This is a genomic window from Virgibacillus sp. 6R, from assembly GCF_001895305.1.
Taxonomy (GTDB): Bacteria; Bacillota; Bacilli; order Bacillales; family Amphibacillaceae; genus Virgibacillus; species Virgibacillus pantothenticus.
On record NZ_CP017762.1, the window covers coordinates 1,690,904 to 1,706,427 of the forward strand.

16 protein-coding genes and 1 pseudogene are annotated in these 15,524 nt (G+C 36.3%); 10 read left to right on the forward strand and 7 right to left on the reverse strand.

Annotated features, from left to right (window positions below; all coding sequences use genetic code 11):
* The first annotated feature begins 59 nt into the window (after positions 1 to 59).
* The gene (locus BKP57_RS22505; RefSeq protein WP_083547219.1) at positions 60 to 752 is read left to right on the forward strand and encodes an excalibur calcium-binding domain-containing protein; all 693 of its coding nucleotides are present in this window, start codon (positions 60 to 62) and stop codon (positions 750 to 752) included.
* 684 nt (positions 753 to 1,436) lie between these two features.
* Here the strand turns inward: BKP57_RS22505 and BKP57_RS07780 are convergent.
* Complete coding sequence (locus BKP57_RS07780) at positions 1,437 to 1,892, reverse strand: GNAT family N-acetyltransferase (RefSeq protein WP_072741292.1); 456 nt, start codon at positions 1,890 to 1,892, stop codon at positions 1,437 to 1,439.
* Between the two features lie 102 nt (positions 1,893 to 1,994).
* Here BKP57_RS07780 and BKP57_RS07785 point away from each other — a divergent pair, with 102 nt between their 5' ends.
* Together BKP57_RS07785 and BKP57_RS07790 are read left to right on the forward strand one after the other, a co-directional pair.
* On the forward strand, positions 1,995 to 2,876 hold the full coding sequence (locus BKP57_RS07785; protein WP_232231362.1) for an NAD(P)-dependent oxidoreductase: 882 nt from the start codon (positions 1,995 to 1,997) through the stop codon (positions 2,874 to 2,876).
* A gap of 170 nt (positions 2,877 to 3,046) precedes the next feature.
* Positions 3,047 to 3,496: an AraC family transcriptional regulator gene (locus tag BKP57_RS07790; RefSeq protein ID WP_072741293.1), complete on the forward strand. Its 450-nt coding sequence runs from the start codon at positions 3,047 to 3,049 to the stop codon at positions 3,494 to 3,496.
* A gap of 241 nt (positions 3,497 to 3,737) precedes the next feature.
* Here the strand turns inward: BKP57_RS07790 and BKP57_RS07795 are convergent, their stop codons facing one another.
* Both BKP57_RS07795 and BKP57_RS07800 read right to left on the reverse strand, forming a co-directional pair.
* Positions 3,738 to 4,043, reverse strand: coding sequence for a hypothetical protein (locus tag BKP57_RS07795; RefSeq protein ID WP_050351085.1), 306 nt, complete (start codon positions 4,041 to 4,043; stop codon positions 3,738 to 3,740).
* 5 nt (positions 4,044 to 4,048) lie between these two features.
* Positions 4,049 to 4,726 carry a class I SAM-dependent methyltransferase gene (locus tag BKP57_RS07800; protein WP_373314185.1) on the reverse strand — a complete coding sequence of 226 codons (678 nt, stop codon included), beginning with the start codon at positions 4,724 to 4,726 and terminating at the stop codon, positions 4,049 to 4,051.
* Between the two features lie 661 nt (positions 4,727 to 5,387).
* Between BKP57_RS07800 and BKP57_RS07805 the strand changes: the two genes are divergently transcribed.
* Positions 5,388 to 6,311, forward strand: coding sequence for an AEC family transporter (locus BKP57_RS07805; protein WP_072741294.1), 924 nt, complete (start codon positions 5,388 to 5,390; stop codon positions 6,309 to 6,311).
* A gap of 18 nt (positions 6,312 to 6,329) precedes the next feature.
* Here the strand turns inward: BKP57_RS07805 and BKP57_RS07810 are convergent, their stop codons facing one another.
* The 4 genes from BKP57_RS07810 to BKP57_RS07820 form a co-directional block, all read right to left on the reverse strand.
* Entirely contained in the window at positions 6,330 to 6,572 is a 243-nt protein-coding gene (locus BKP57_RS07810) for a hypothetical protein (protein ID WP_083547221.1), read from the reverse strand.
* A gap of 589 nt (positions 6,573 to 7,161) precedes the next feature.
* Positions 7,162 to 7,311 (reverse strand): hypothetical protein, encoded by a 150-nt coding sequence (locus BKP57_RS22015; protein WP_156875297.1) that lies wholly within the window; start codon positions 7,309 to 7,311, stop codon positions 7,162 to 7,164.
* Complete coding sequence (locus BKP57_RS07815; RefSeq protein ID WP_050351083.1) at positions 7,308 to 8,012, reverse strand: hypothetical protein; 705 nt, start codon at positions 8,010 to 8,012, stop codon at positions 7,308 to 7,310. Before BKP57_RS07815 ends, BKP57_RS22015 begins: the two co-directional genes overlap by 4 nt.
* Before the next feature lie 70 nt (positions 8,013 to 8,082).
* Complete coding sequence (locus BKP57_RS07820) at positions 8,083 to 8,472, reverse strand: UPF0236 family transposase-like protein (protein WP_072741296.1); 390 nt, start codon at positions 8,470 to 8,472, stop codon at positions 8,083 to 8,085.
* 307 nt (positions 8,473 to 8,779) lie between these two features.
* Here BKP57_RS07820 and BKP57_RS07825 point away from each other — a divergent pair, with 307 nt between their 5' ends.
* From BKP57_RS07825 to BKP57_RS07845, 6 genes and pseudogenes are all read left to right on the forward strand, one after another.
* On the forward strand, positions 8,780 to 10,393 hold the full coding sequence (locus tag BKP57_RS07825) for an alpha-glucoside-specific PTS transporter subunit IIBC (protein WP_072741297.1): 1,614 nt from the start codon (positions 8,780 to 8,782) through the stop codon (positions 10,391 to 10,393).
* A complete protein-coding gene (locus BKP57_RS07830; protein WP_213406736.1) occupies positions 10,389 to 11,708 on the forward strand; it encodes a 6-phospho-alpha-glucosidase in 1,320 nt (439 codons plus the stop codon). Before BKP57_RS07825 ends, BKP57_RS07830 begins: the two co-directional genes overlap by 5 nt.
* A 124-nt stretch (positions 11,709 to 11,832) precedes the next feature.
* Positions 11,833 to 12,594 (forward strand): MurR/RpiR family transcriptional regulator, encoded by a 762-nt coding sequence (locus BKP57_RS07835; protein WP_050351079.1) that lies wholly within the window; start codon positions 11,833 to 11,835, stop codon positions 12,592 to 12,594.
* Complete coding sequence (locus BKP57_RS07840; RefSeq protein ID WP_050351078.1) at positions 12,594 to 13,046, forward strand: hypothetical protein; 453 nt, start codon at positions 12,594 to 12,596, stop codon at positions 13,044 to 13,046. The genes BKP57_RS07835 and BKP57_RS07840 overlap by 1 nt, the downstream gene beginning before the upstream one ends.
* 634 nt (positions 13,047 to 13,680) lie before the next feature.
* Positions 13,681 to 13,962: a hypothetical protein gene (locus BKP57_RS21680; RefSeq protein WP_083547222.1), complete on the forward strand. Its 282-nt coding sequence runs from the start codon at positions 13,681 to 13,683 to the stop codon at positions 13,960 to 13,962.
* Positions 13,910 to 15,360 (forward strand): annotated as a pseudogene (locus BKP57_RS07845) (IS1182 family transposase). Before BKP57_RS21680 ends, BKP57_RS07845 begins: the two are co-directional and overlap by 53 nt.
* Positions 15,361 to 15,524 lie beyond the last annotated feature (164 nt).

Consider the following 15,524-nt stretch of genomic DNA (forward strand, 5'->3'; position numbering starts at 1 on the left):
TTATCGGGGATCTATTCCTATTACAGCACCTATCTTTATATCGAAAAAAGGGGATAACAATGGCCAATTTCTTCATGCTCATGGGTTTTTTTACATTCACTTTTGCAATTATTTATCTTATTATTCATTTGATGAAAAAAAGAAAAGACAAAGAAAAAGTAATCTCTAAAAAAATTTTCTATCCAGCTTTATTTAGCGGTTTCCTATTACTTTCCATCTCTAGCGTTTTCTTAGATACAACTTATCAAGGGAAACTAAATACTGCTTTGGAAGATAATAAAGAATTGAAAAGCCATAATGAAAATTATAAAGAAGAAAATAGCAGTCTTCAAGAAGAGATTAAAGAGCTTGAAACTAATCTCGAAAAAACTTCAGATGAAATAACCGGATATGAAGATAAAATAGCTACTCTTGAAGAAAAAGAATCAGACTTTAATTCTGAAAAAGAAACACTAGAGGATAAAGTATCAACTTTAAAGGAAGATAACTCTAAGTTAGAAGCTAAAGTTGACAACTTAGAAGGGGAATTATCAAAAGCAAAGGCAACCGTTTCAAGCTCCAGTAGCCCTTCCAATCACAATAGCAGTTCAGGGGCAAGCTCTAGTTCGAGTAGCGCGAGTTCATCAGGCTCTGGTACCTACTACGAAAACTGTGATGCAGCTAGACAAGCAGGAGCTGCTCCAGTAAGAGAAGGCGATCCAGGTTATGGTAGGCACTTAGATAGAGATGGTGATGGAATAGGTTGTGAGTAAGAGTTATTTTTTATCCGTTACTTAAAATTTGGTGCGTTTAAAACGCACCATTCCTTACACCCTTAAACAGAACGTACGTTTGCTATAGTGGTTTACTAAGTACTATTATTCAAGAAAGAAGATTTTATTGAAGATACTTTTAAGCATTAATATCAAACATTCTTATCAATTAAGTATTATAAATATCTCTAGAGCACTAAAAATTCCAGTGCAGTATTGGGAATTCAAAAGTGAGTCGTTCGACACAACAATGACAAATTATTTTTATTAACTTCTAACGAAAGAAGAACAATGGCAAGAATTTGCTCAACTTGCTTATGGTATGTTGGTAAGCAGTAATTTTCACCCCCGTTGCTATGTAAATAACCGAATTAAGCGTATTTTGCAATTAGCTAAAATAGAACGACATGCAACATCACATATTTTTAGACATACACATATAAGTATGTTGAAGAGGCAGAAGCGGACTTGCCAACAATCATGTACCGAGTCGGACACAATGAACCGAAAACAACATTAGAAATATAAACGCACGTCACTAAAAAAATGAAAGAAAACGCCTCCGAAAAAATAAGATGGAAATTCGATGAATTACTTCAAAAAATTATGTTTTAAAAATAAATGTGACTTTTTGTTGTTTTTTCGTATGAATTTCATAAATCGGAGACTATAAACACTGATATATCAACGTTTATAGTCCATTTTATCCCAAATCATGTCAATATGCCAAATTCCATCTTCTAAATAAGCAGGTGAAATTTGCTTGAAACCAAATGATTCGTAAAACGCTGATAAATACTGTTGGGCTTGAATTTTGATATTACTTTTAAAATGGTTAGCTGCATAATGGATAGCTTGTTTCATTAATTGCTTTCCATATCCTTTTCCCCGATAATTATTCGTTACCAACACTCGCCCAATAGATACTTCTTGATATTTACTATTAGCAGGAAGAATCCGAGCATATGCTACCATTTTTTGATTATCATGCAACCAAATATGTGTAGCCTGCAAATCGAATTCATCTACTTCTGGATAAGCACATTGCTGTTCAACAACAAACACATCTACTCTTGCTTTGAATAGTGCGTATATTTCCATTTGATGCAGTTCATGGAACGATTTATGTAGCCATTCCATATAACCCCACCTCCTCCATTTCTTTTTTGTTTAGTATAACAGGACTTTCTCTTCTTTTGTCGAATGAACATAATATATAAGTTCAAGAGAGGAGAATGTTATTTGCTTACAAAAGATGCTCGAATTGGATTCATAGGAACTGGCGTCATGGGATCCAGTATGGCAAAGCGAATCATGCATGCAGGCTATAGCGTGTCCATTTATACACGAACAAAACAAAAAGCCGAAGCTTTAATTAGCGCTGGCGCAGATTGGGAAGATTCTATTGCTGATTTAGCAAAAAAATGTACCGTCATTATTACGATGGTTGGGTACCCAAGTGATGTGGAAGAAGTTTATTTCAGTGATCAAGGCATTTTAAAAAATGCTTCCAAAGGGTCTTACTTTATTGATATGACGACATCTAAGCCTAAGCTAGCAATACAAATAGCGAAAGAAGCTGAAAAGAAAGGCTGCCTTGCATTAGATGCGCCTGTTTCTGGTGGAGATATTGGTGCAAAAAATGGCAAGCTGACAATTATGGTTGGTGGTCAGGAGCAAGCATTTCATGATGTGCTCGAATTATTTCAAACAATGGGAGATAACATCATTTTACAGGGGGAAGCTGGTGCTGGGCAACATACGAAATTAGCGAACCAAATCACGATTGCTTCAAATATGATTGGTGTCTGTGAAGCCATTGCCTATGCCAAAAAGACAGGTCTTGACCCTGAACGAGTTCTAGATAGTATCACCGCTGGAGCAGCAGGCAGTTGGTCTCTTTCCAATCTGGCACCACGTATGATAAAAGGAGACTACGCTCCTGGATTTTACGTCAAACATTTTATTAAAGATATGAAAATTGCATTGGAATCAGCTGAAGAGCTTGGTCTTTCCACACCAGGATTAGCGTTATCGTTAAGGCTTTACCAAGAGCTCGAAGCAAACGGAGAAGCTGACAGTGGCACGCAAGCATTAATAAAATTGATTTCTACACAGCAATAGTTGAGGAACGAAAAGCATTTCAAATGAGAAGGGATAATACATGATATTATGTGTTCCTCTTCTTTTTTGATTACCTATTTTTTAAAAATTTTAAAAAATATACGGTAATTCATTTTAAAGCATGCTACGATTGAAATGTACCACAAAAAAGAGAGAAAGAAGGAACATGAATGAAATCAAAAATTGAAATTATTCCCAGTTTGCGCATTGCTTTTATGCGACGAACTGGTCCATATGGTCCTGAAAACGTCAAAGTAATGGAAAGGTTAAAAAAATGGGCTGCTGAAAAGAAACTCCTTCTATCGGCGACTATTTTTGCTATTCCTCAGGATAACCCAGACATAACTTCACCTGAAAACTGTCGATTTGATGCTTGTATTGTAATCTCTGATGAATACCAAATAATGGACGATTCCATTAACGAACGTAAACTTTCTGGCGGGAAATACGTTGTTTACGAAATCAAACATACAGCTGCAGATATTGCAACAGCGTACACGACGATTTTTCCAGACTTAAAGGTTAAGGGATATCAAATAGAAAACAGACCCATTTTGGAAAGATATACTGGTGATATGTTTAGTAATCCTCATTGCGAAATATGTGTGCCCATAAAGTGATTCTTCAATCAGTGGGGGTTTTCATTCATCCCCCACTGATTGTTAGATGAACGGATCGGGCATTTAGGTGCTGTTATCTCCCACTTAGGCTTGTTGCTGTACAGGTTATCCAAACTCCTGAAGTGGGAGTCTTACAGCGTCTTATATACGAGATAAAAGAATGCGCTTCTTAAGCAGTTTTTATCAACACTAAAAAGTAAGAAGTTATCCGTACAGATAACTTCTTACTTGAAAGCATCGTCTATTTATGTGATCTTTTTATAAAATTCTCTGCTTCCTCTTGTACGGTAAACGCTAAATCGTCGTTACCAAATAACTGTAGCGCTTGAAGAACCGTTTCTGTTGCAATAAAATCGGCTTCCTCTTTTGCTACTGTCTGCTCCGTCATTTCTTCAAGAACCTTGTTTTGCTGCTGATGGGGATATGCTTTGTAATAAACCTCTAACGGGTCTAAGTCATTGTTTACACACCACTGAGCAAATACAAGAATCATCATTTTTTCATTTTGCTGGTAATTATCAATGATTATTTTATCTTTGTCATTCATAAAGCTCAACCACCATTTCTTAACATAAATATCCATGAAAAAGATACGGATTGTTGTAATTCAAGCGGTAAACGCTCATACATGTCTTTGGTTACACCTTGCTTAAGCACACCATATCCATCCACATACTGTAAATTCAACTCTAAACATAACTGTTGAAATTCCCAAGGCATCATCGTATTACAAATCACTGTTTTTCCATGTAAACGTGGATAGCTATTTACACGCGGACCAGCAGTAGGTCCTAAAACCCCTACACATAAATAGCCACCTGCTTTTACTACTCGCTTCCATTCTTGTAAGGTCTGCTTAGGTTTTTCTGTCCATTCTAAAACATTAATTGCCATTACTGCCTCAAATGTATCAGTAGAAAATGGAAGTTGTTGTGCATCTCCTTGCATAACAATTATACCATTAGGAAGCTGCTGCTTTGCATATTGAACCATTACAGAGGAAATATCCAGCGCCGTCACTTGATAACCTTGCTCATATAATTTAAAAGCCCCATATCCGTCACCACAACCAATGTCCAGTATATGATGATCTTGACTCATATATTGGGTTAGAAAAGGGATAATGCCACTCCTACTGCCTGACTCCCACATGTTTTTACTGCGTTCATTCCAAGAATCTGCCCGCTCATCCCATTGCTTTTCCGCTTCCTCGCTCCAATTGAAACTCATTGTAATTCCTCCCCCATCACCCATTTCTGTTGATTCCATTATGCACTTTCTCTGGGTAATTTTACAGTCTTATCATTCACTTTTTAGTAGACAAGCATGATGAATGATTATAAATATCCTTTGAAGTATAACTTGATATAAATTTCCATGAGAAGTTGACAACGACTGTTTCCAGTGCAATAATTGCTTACAATCGAGGAAATACGGTTAATTTCAAGCCTGTAAATGGATTGTTTTATCACTACAAAATTATTTTTCTTTCTATACATAGAAATCTTTACACCCTTAAAAAGAAAGGAAAGCGAGGAGATATTTTTAATCCAAACCAAGCAAAGCCACTAATATCTACTTACCCCGCATGTAAGGTCCTGATGTCAAAAGTGGGAGATAATATAAAACAAGTCAAAGTAGGAGTTAACAGCACCTAAAGCCATTCGTTCAAGGGCCTTTAGGTCGTATTCTTGTGCTACTAGACATTCAGTCCGAGTTGCTAGTAAAAACCTACTGAATGAAGTTTCACTTTACCGCTTTATTTGAATTTGGGAAATAGAGTGTCATGTACATATGAAATGGAAAAAACCGTTTTATTGATTTTAATTAAAGGAAATATGTCGTAATTGAGTATCTATGAATTATATTAGGCAATGAAAGGAGAAAGGGTTTGGAAGAATTTCTAATTATATTAAAAGATGTTATCTTACCTGTTTTTATGATTATGGGGATAGGCTTTTTCTTGCAACGGAAATTTGACCTTGATTTACAAACGCTTGCAAGACTCAATATTTATTTTCTTGTACCTGGGTTTATTTTTGTTAAACTGTATGATACAACTTTTTCAGGTCAGCTTTTACTGCAAATTTTAGTGTTTTTTATTTTATTAATTGTCATACTCTATATAATAGCAACAATTACCACACGTCTTATCGGTTTTGATAAAGGGAAAGCAACTACCTTTTCCAACAGCATCCTTTTCTTTAATTCTGGTAATTATGGTGTTCCTGTGAACGATTTAGTTTTTAAAAGTGATCCATTGGCCATGTCCATTCAAGTTATTATCTTGACTTTTCAAAATATCCTACTATTTTCTTATGGCATTTTTTCATTACAGTCGATTCAAATCGGCAAACTACGAGCACTCTTAAGCTATTTTAAAATGCCTGTGCTATATGCCATGTTAGCGGGTATCTTGTTAAATATTACGGAAGTTTCCATTCCCTCTTTTGTATGGGTTCCGGCTAATTATATTGCTGATGCAATGGTTGCCATGGCCTTACTCACTTTGGGTGCTCAAGTAGCCCAGCTTCGTCTGAGCGCAGTTTTGCCAACCGTTTATGTAAGCTTAGCTCTCCGCCTCGTTCTCGGCCCGCTTGTCGCTCTAGGTATTATATTTTTACTGCAAATGGACGGACTTGTAGCACAAGCTCTATTTATTGCATCCGCGATGCCAACAGCAGTAAACAGCTCCGATATTGCACAAGAATACAATAATCACCCAACCTTTGCAGCACAAATTGTTTTATTTTCCACTGTATTTAGTACCATTACTGTAACAGCTGTTATTTATTTCTCACGTCTGTTATTTTAACCATAAATCAAAGAGGGCTTAGTTCGTCGCTACTGGTAAAAATTTTGTAAAATGTGCAGCTAAAATAAACAGAAGAACACTAATCAACCAGCTAAGTAACCCCATAAATCCAAAGAAATATGCCAATATATTCGCAAATGCTATCAAAAAGAAACAAATCGGTGTAAGTGCACTTTTAAATCCCGTGACTCCAGCCCGTTTTCTTTTTCTAATTGTAAGAAATACGGCGGTAATTAGTATAATCCCTAAGCTACCCCACATTATATCTGAAAATAATGAAGGATCCTCCCTTTAAAGTTAGTTTGATATTTATAAAAAATTAGTATCCGTAAATAGCACCCAGCTCATTCTTTTAAAATAAGCAACATACTATTCTCTACATTTATAACTACTTTCCATTACAATAACAGGATATTTAACAAGAGTTTACATTATTAAAAGATAGATTTCTTGTACCTACGGACTTTTTGACAACCAAAATTAACTTTCGGCTAAAAGCGGATACCGTCTAAAGACGGTGGAGTTAGACCACACATTTGTAAGTTAAAAAATGTTAGAATTCCATCCTAATAGTGTACTATTACAGTCACTTTACAACAAATTAGGCCTATCCAGGCTAAAAAACCAGGTAAAAAAACATTTCTGCCCTGGTTTCCTGAAGATAAAATGAGTGATTGAATCTAATTGTTATCAGATATGTAATTTTTCCCTAAACAACAATCTTTCCTAAACGCGCCTATAAAGTTTTTTTCTTATGCTTAGAAATCAAAATGTCCTTCTTGAATAGTCATTCATGAAATTGCAACTTGTAGGCTTTATACAGTTCTTCGTTCCACACTCACCCTACGCTTTATTGAAGTCTAATACTAGTTCCTATCTCACTGCCCCTCTGTTGATTGTCATCAAAAATACCAGCCACTTCTACATTAGGAATTGCTTTTAACGCTTTTATATAACTATGTGCATGCATATGAGCCATACTCATTATACCTATCTTCATAGACTCCAACCTGCTTTCTTTAATTGATTTTCCAAGTTATTCATTTTATTTTGTAGTGTACTATTTAACTGCTTACAAGAACTAAGAACAGTATCAATCGTATGGTAAAGGGATACGGAAGAATCTAGAGAAGCGGTCGTTTTTATTGGTGCCATCTCATTGCTATCAAATTCTGCAATCATCCTGTCTCCACTCCAATCAAACGTCAACTTCTCATAATTGGTTGTAGTATATTCCAAGTGAGCAATGGCTCCAGTGGTGAATTGCACCATAATAATAGTGTGTGCCTGTTTAAAGTAGTTACTGTGCTTCACATGTAAGTTACACACTTCTCCAAAAAGATAGGTAAAAACTAAGATATCTTCTTTACAAACTGAGAAAAATGCTTGCTGTTTCATTGCACGGTGCAAGCGTAAAACACCTTTTTTCTTAACATCTGCCTCGATAATTTGTTGTAGCTTTTGAAAAAAAGGATATGCAGCTAAATCGAAGTAAACATACATCTCCTTTGCAGTCAAAAACTTCTCTGCTTCTGTTGAAGGTGCAATCACTCGATCGGCTTTTTTTACAGCCTCCGTCGCGATCTGATTATTAGCCCTTTTGGCATTCATTTCCCAGCCCTGGTGCACACTAGCAATCTTTATTTCCCTTCCTTTTTTCTTTTTCTCCTGACTTTTTGTATAAAGTCCATCAACCTCCACAAACACAACATCATTTTCTAGTGATACGGATTCTTCTGGAACTACTTCAGTATTTAAAAGTCGTTGACGTTTAGATTACGGGGTAGCCCAAAAGCTTCTCCATTGCTTTACCAGCCTGTCTATAGGAAACGCCTGTCACAGCCAGTTCAATAGCTAAATCCTGCACCACTGGACTCATACCTTTTGTACCGTCAAAAGCCAAATATTGATCCAATAAATAAACGTACTTTCCAGTTTCTATATCTCGATAATAATTTCTTTTCAGTTCCACCTGACCAAAAACAGATTCAAACTTGAGAGTTCGCTTTAGATAAAACCTTTTTTTATCTCTTCCTGAAGCAATCGCCTCATCTAATTCTTTAAGAGTCTGTGCCATCACCTGGAAAAAACTTTCCTGCAAAGCACGGTATGTAATTTTCTCTAATTCTTTCATTGTTAGCGTAGATATGATACCTTTCATTTGAGGACCTCTTTCTATAGTTGTTGTTGTAGGAAACTTAACTATACAAAAGAAGGTTCTTTTTTCATTAAAAATGCCTTAAAACAACTATCGCGCTCCGCTTGCTGACCTCATGTTTTCCCATAAACATTTTACTCTAACAAATTAAATCTCTTTGGGAATTTTCCCTCGATCACGGGAATCTTCCCTATCCCTGACTAATATACCAAAAACAGTCCATCCTATTGAAACCGCTTCATCAGCATGCAATAATTTCCTTATGTTTAGTGAAATTATAAATTGTAAGAAAAGAGAGGTGTTACGGATTATGATGGAAAAACTTCAGCGTTTTGGCGGAGCAATGTTTACCCCGGTTTCATTATTTGCTTTTGCGGGTATATCAGTCGCCTTTACAATCATCATGAAAAATCCATTAATCGTTGGAGATATCGCATCAGAAGGCACACTTTGGTATAGTATCTGGTCCGTTTTAGAAGAAGGGGCCTGGACGATATTCAATCAAATGGAACTACTTTTTCTTATCGGTCTTTCTATTGGCCTTGCCAAAAAAGCAAGTGGAAGGGCTGCCATGGAAGCTTTAGTTATTTACTTAACTTTTAATTACTTTGTATCAATGCTGCTGCAACAATTCGGTCTAACATTCGGTGTTGATTTCTCGCAGGAAGTCGGTGGTGATAGCGGGCTAAAAATGATTGCAGGTATCAAGACGTTGGATACCAATATTTTAGGAGCTATACTCGTTGCTTTAATTGTTGTGTGGCTGCATGATAGATACTTTGAGAAAAAATTGCCAGACTGGTTAGGTATTTTCCAAGGTTCTGCCTACATCGTTATACTTGGGTTCTTTGTCATGATACCATTTGCAGTATTGACTTCATGGTTATGGCCAATCGTACAAAGTGGCATTGCCTCTTTGCAAGGATTTATGGCAACTTCTGGTACATTCGGTGTCTGGATCTATATTTTCCTTGAGAGGCTTTTAATCCCGACAGGACTGCATCATTTTGTTTATGTCCCATTTAACTTTGGTCCAGCAATTGTTGAAGGCGGCCTGCAAAGAGTGTGGGCAGAAAATATGGTTGTATTTGCCCAATCTACAGAGCCATTAAAAACACTATTTCCTGAAGGCGGTTTCGCACTTCATGGTAACTCAAAAGTATTCGCAGCCCCTGGAATTGCATTGGCATTCTATTACACTGCCAGAAAAGAAAACCGCAAAAAGGTAGCAGCATTACTTATCCCAATTACATTAACTGCAGTATTGGCCGGTATTACGGAACCTTTAGAGTTTACATTCCTATTCCTGGCTCCTGTTCTATTTGTTGTGCACGCTTTGATTGCAGCAACCATGTCAACCACCATGTATGCTCTCGGAGTAGTTGGAGACTTTGGTGGTGGTGCATTATCAATGATGTCTAAGAACTGGATACCTTTATTTAATAATCACTGGGATACCTATCTTATACAATTTGCAGTCGGATTAAGTTTTACATTAATTTATTTCCTAGTCTTCCGCTTCCTGATTAACAAATTTAATTTAAAAACACCAGGCAGAGAAGCAGTCGACGAAGAAGCAAAATTATATTTAAAAAAAGATTATAAAGCGAAAAAAGCAAGTGAAAAAGAAACAAATTACGTTGCTATAGAGGGAGCTAATCAATATACCGACCAAGCGCAGACTTTCTTAAAGGCCTTCGGAGGCAGTGAAAATATCGCTTCTGCTGCAAACTGCGCAACCAGACTGCGTGTCAGTGTAAAAGATGTTGAAAAGGTACAGGCTGACAGCGCCTTCCAATCTGGTGGAGCACATGGTGTTGTTCGAAACGGGACAGCTTTCCAAGTCATTGTAGGCTTATCGGTGCCACAGGTTAGAGAGCAATTTGATTTACTAAGAAACCATGAAGAAAAAGGGAGAGATTAGAATGAAAAAATTTTCCGTAACTATAGCAGGTGGGGGAAGTACTTATACGCCAGGAATTGTCATGTTATTGTTAAATAACATGGATAAGTTCCCGCTGCGTCAATTAAAATTATATGATAATGATAAAGAACGCCAAAACATTGTAGCAGATGCTTGTGAAATCATTGTTAAAGAAATGGCGCCGGAAGTAAGTTTTACAGCAACAACTGACCCGGAGGAAGGATTTTCAGATATTGATTTTGTCATGGCACATATCCGGGTTGGTAAATATGCCATGCGTGAAAAAGATGAAAAAATCCCATTAAAATATAACGTTGTTGGCCAAGAGACATGTGGCCCCGGCGGGATTGCCTATGGTATGCGTTCCATCACCGGCGTTCTGGAAATCTTAGATTATATGGAAAAATATTCACCAGAAGCCTGGATGCTGAACTATTCCAACCCGGCAGCAATCGTCGCAGAAGCAACCAGAAGATTACGTCCAAACTCTAAAATCCTTAATATTTGCGACATGCCAATTGGCATTGAGAGCAGAATGGCAAAAGTGATTGGCTTGGAATCACGAAAAGAAATGGACGTCAGATACTATGGCCTGAACCACTTTGGCTGGTGGACAGACATTCGTGATAAAGACGGCAATGATTTAAAACCGCGCATTATTGAATACGTTAAAGAGCACGGCTATGATGTAGGGCAACACAGTGATACAAGCTGGCAGCACACATTTCAGGCGGCAAAAGATGTACAAGCATTGGATTCAGAGACGTTGCCAAACACGTATTTGAAATATTATTTGTATGGAGATCAGGAAGTAGCGCATTCTGATAAAAATCACACCCGTGCCAATATGGTTATGGAAGGCAGAGAAAAGAACGTCTTTTCCGAATGTAATCGCATTGTAGAGGCTGGTACTTCAGAGGGAACTACCTTAAAAGCTGGTGATCATGCTTCTTATATTGTAGATCTCGCTCGTGCCATTGCATATAACACTCACGAAAGAATGCTATTAATCGTAGAAAATAAAGGCGCAATCAATAACTTCGATGAAACAGCCATGGTAGAAGTTCCTTGCCTGGTTGGTTCCAACGGTTATGAACCGCTTGCACAAGGTAATATTCCACAATTCCAGAAAGGGTTAATGGAGCAGCAGGTATCGGTTGAAAAGTTAGTAGTTGAAGCATATATTGAAAAATCTTATCAGAAATTGTGGCAGGCTCTTACAGTTTCCAAAACAGTACCCAACGCCGAAGTAGCCAAACAAATTCTAGACGAATTGATTGAAGCAAATAAGGAATTTTGGCCAGAATTGCATTAATTAATTGCTCCCCAGGCTAATGCCAATTCTATATAATCTTGGCATTAGCCTGATTTTACTTTTTCTAAAGAAAGCTTCTGTTCTATAATAGATAATATTATGAAACAGCAGGAGGTCTTTCATTTTGATTAAGGATTTAATAAATAAACATTTTGATAAGTTATCTGAAAGCGATATAGATACATTAAACTATGTCCTCCATCATATAGAAGAATGCAGCCAGATGAGCATTTTAGAGCTTGCCAAAACATGCGCAATGTCTAAATCTTCTATATTACGAATGACCCAAAAGCTTGGGTTCAGTGGATATAGTGAATTTAAATACAGCTTAAAGTCAGAACTGGAAATAACTGATAATCAACCGAATACGGATTTGTTTGAAATTCAATTAAATGAATTTGAAAAAAGCCGGAAAATGTTCCATAACATTCAAACGGATCCTATCTATGAACAAATCTATTCTGCAGATACGTTGTATGGATTTGCAACTGGATGGGGACAAAAAAACGTCCTGGAAGAATTGGCCCGGAATCTGATGTCTTGTGACAAACAACTATTTATTATTCCAGCTGAGCGTGAATTTGATGTTATCCTTTCCCGTATGAATAAACGGGACCTGGTTATTATTATTTCATTAAGCGGAGATTTAACCCATCAAATGGATACAATCAAACAGCTATCTATCTTAGGCATTCCAACACTATCTATTACAAGCCTTCGCAATAATAAACTTGCTGAGCTCTGTACCTACAACATATACTTCGAATCAACCAAACTAGGAAGGTTTTACGGGTTTGAGCATCGATCGTTTATTGGATTATTTTCTATTCTGGACTTGCTTTATCGGGGTTATTTAGATTATTCATTGAAAAAGGGGAAAGCATAGTGGAAGCACAGCACAATCTTACAAAATGGTATACAGCAACACTTTCTTTAACCATCATTTTGCCAATCATGTATATCATTTATTTAGTTTTAATTGTTCAGACCAGCGGTAAAGGATTTCAAGCTTTTTTTAACGAAGATCCGGTATTTACGATCTTATTAATGATCAGTTTAATCAATCCATTTTGGGGCCATCTGTTGAACTCCATACCAAAAGAACATAGATTTAAAAAAGGCAAAGCAGATAAGTTACTGAATTATATGCTTGCTTCACAAGTTGTTGTCGGTAATATACTGATGGCTATTATTGTTTTCATGACAAAACGGAAGCTACAGTCTGTTGGCACTGCAGATTCATTGAACACTTTTGAGAAAATAGCGGCTATCTTTCTGCTTGTTTTCACTATTTTTTGTGGGGGTATTTTGCTTAGGTTGACGATTGTTTCACTTTAAATAAAAATAATATTTAAAAAGGATGTAGTACTATGCTTTGCGATTTATTTTAACGATTCTTAACACTCACTCTCTCCATTCTCCGTTAATATTTCACTGGCATAATGAAAGTAATAACAATAAGGAGAGGATACAGTTGAGAATTGCTTTTATTGGAGATTTACATTATCCATCTATGATTGGTCACAATGAGAAAGTAAAAGAATCCAGGGATGCATTTTATGCTAAATTTCTAAATACCTTTTTTAAATAAATGCTGATTACTATGTTTCCATTGGTGACTTGACTAACTTTGGCAAGGAAGACGAATTACGAGAGGTTTATGAGATATTCGCCATTACGATAAACCTTTTATTCACACATTTGGAAACCTTGACCTATATGGTGTCTCAAGAGATGCAGTTCTAAATATTTCTAACAGCGAACAAAATATCTCAATTGTAACAGATCTAGTAAACATCATTTCCCTAGAAACTGCCCGAGACCATGATCACGAAGATTATAGTGGTTACCTAAGCAATAAACAATTACAATGGCTGGAGGCTGAAATTGCTGAAAGCGAGGAAAAACTCACCATTATTTCTTTGCTCATCATCCAGTTTACGATACAACAGCAAATTCTAATTTCCCGTAGTTGTCCATCCAGCCCGAGATACCAATTCTTGACGTTTTACGTACAAAAAAAGAATATGGTATTTACATAAATGGCCATAATCATAAAGATTCTATTGAAACGATAGATAACTGTTCATTTGTTCAAGCCAATGCTGTTCCAGACGATCAAAGCATCCGCGTATTGGAAATAAATGATAATGCGATTTCGATTCAATCGCTTAATGTTACAAGTCCAGAATTAAAAAGTAATGATTCAAAAACAAGAGTCGTTGATGTTAAGTCCATATTCAGAAATTTATGATTTAGTTGTTCCAAAGGATAATTTCTTACGAAGACTTAATGAATTGGTGGACTTTTCTTTTGTGTACGATGAATTAAGTGATAAATACTGTATACGAATGGTCGGAATGCAATTAATCCAATTCGTATGTTTAAATATTTACTCCTTAAAACCATCTTTGATTTGTCAGATGTAGATATTGTAGAATGTTCTAAATATGATATGTCTTTTAAATATTTCCTTGGCATGGCTCCAGAGGAATCCGTTATTAAGGCTAGTTCGTTAACCAAGTTTCGTAAATTACGGTTAAAAGACGTAAATTTATTAGATATGTTGATCCATAAAACCGTAGAAATTGCCATAGAAAAGGAAATTATAAAAAGCAATTCTATCATTGTTGATGCCAGCCATACGAAAGCACGTTATAATCAAAAATCACCAAAAGAAATACTGATGGATCGCTCCAAGAAACTTCGCAAATCGATTTATGAGATTGATGCAACCATGAAGAAAAAATTCCCATCCAAATCGACAACGAATGAGTTGGAAGATGAAATCAAATACTGTCAAATGCTAATGGATGTAATTGAAAGTGAGGAAACAATTTCCGGATATCCGAAAGTAAAAGAGAAACTGAACCTGTTAAAGGAAACTGTAAATGATGATATCGAACACTTACGAATTTCTGAAGATGAAGATGCAAGAATTGGTCACAAAACGGTAAATACCGCTTTTTTCGGGTATAAAACACACATAGCGATGAGTGAGGAACGTATCATCACGGCAGCTACGGTTACAACCGGTGAAAAAAATGATGGAAAACAACTAGAAACACTAATTGAAAAAAGTATGAAAGCCGCATAAAAGTAGAAACAATTATTGGAGATACAGCTTATTCGGAGAAAGGAAATATAGAATACACCCATAAAAATGACATGGATTTAGTAGCGAAATTAAACCCAGCCATTACACAAGGTTATCGTAAAAAAGAAGATGAGTTTGAATTTAATAAAGATGCCAGGAATGTATGTTTGTAAAGCTGGACATATGGCGATTCGGAAAGCACGTCAAGGAAAGAAAGGAGTCGCTAAGAACCAAACAGATACCTATTATTTTGACGTGGAAAAATGTAAAGTTTGTCCGTTCAGAGAAGGCTGTTACAAACCTGAAGCTAAAAGCAAGAGTTATTCCGTAAGCATCAAATGGGATGAACATAGTGAACAGGCGAAGTTCCAAGAAACGAATTATTTTAAAGAAAAATCCAAAGAACGCTATAAAATGGAAGCGAAAAATAGTGAATTAAAACATAGACACGGGTATGATGTTTCAAAATCCTCGGGTCTAATTGGCATGGAAATGCAAGGAGCCATGGCAATATTCACTGTAAATCTAAAACGAATATTGAAACTAATGGGTTAAAAATAAGCAAAATAGAATCCATAAATCAGTAAAAAGACGACTTCCATTTCAAAATTTGAAATTAGAGTCGCCTTATTTTATAACAAAATTGACTTCCACTAAGAAATCATAAGATTTTCAGTGGCCTCTGCTCACACTGTGTTATTTTTTATATTCTTTCTTTA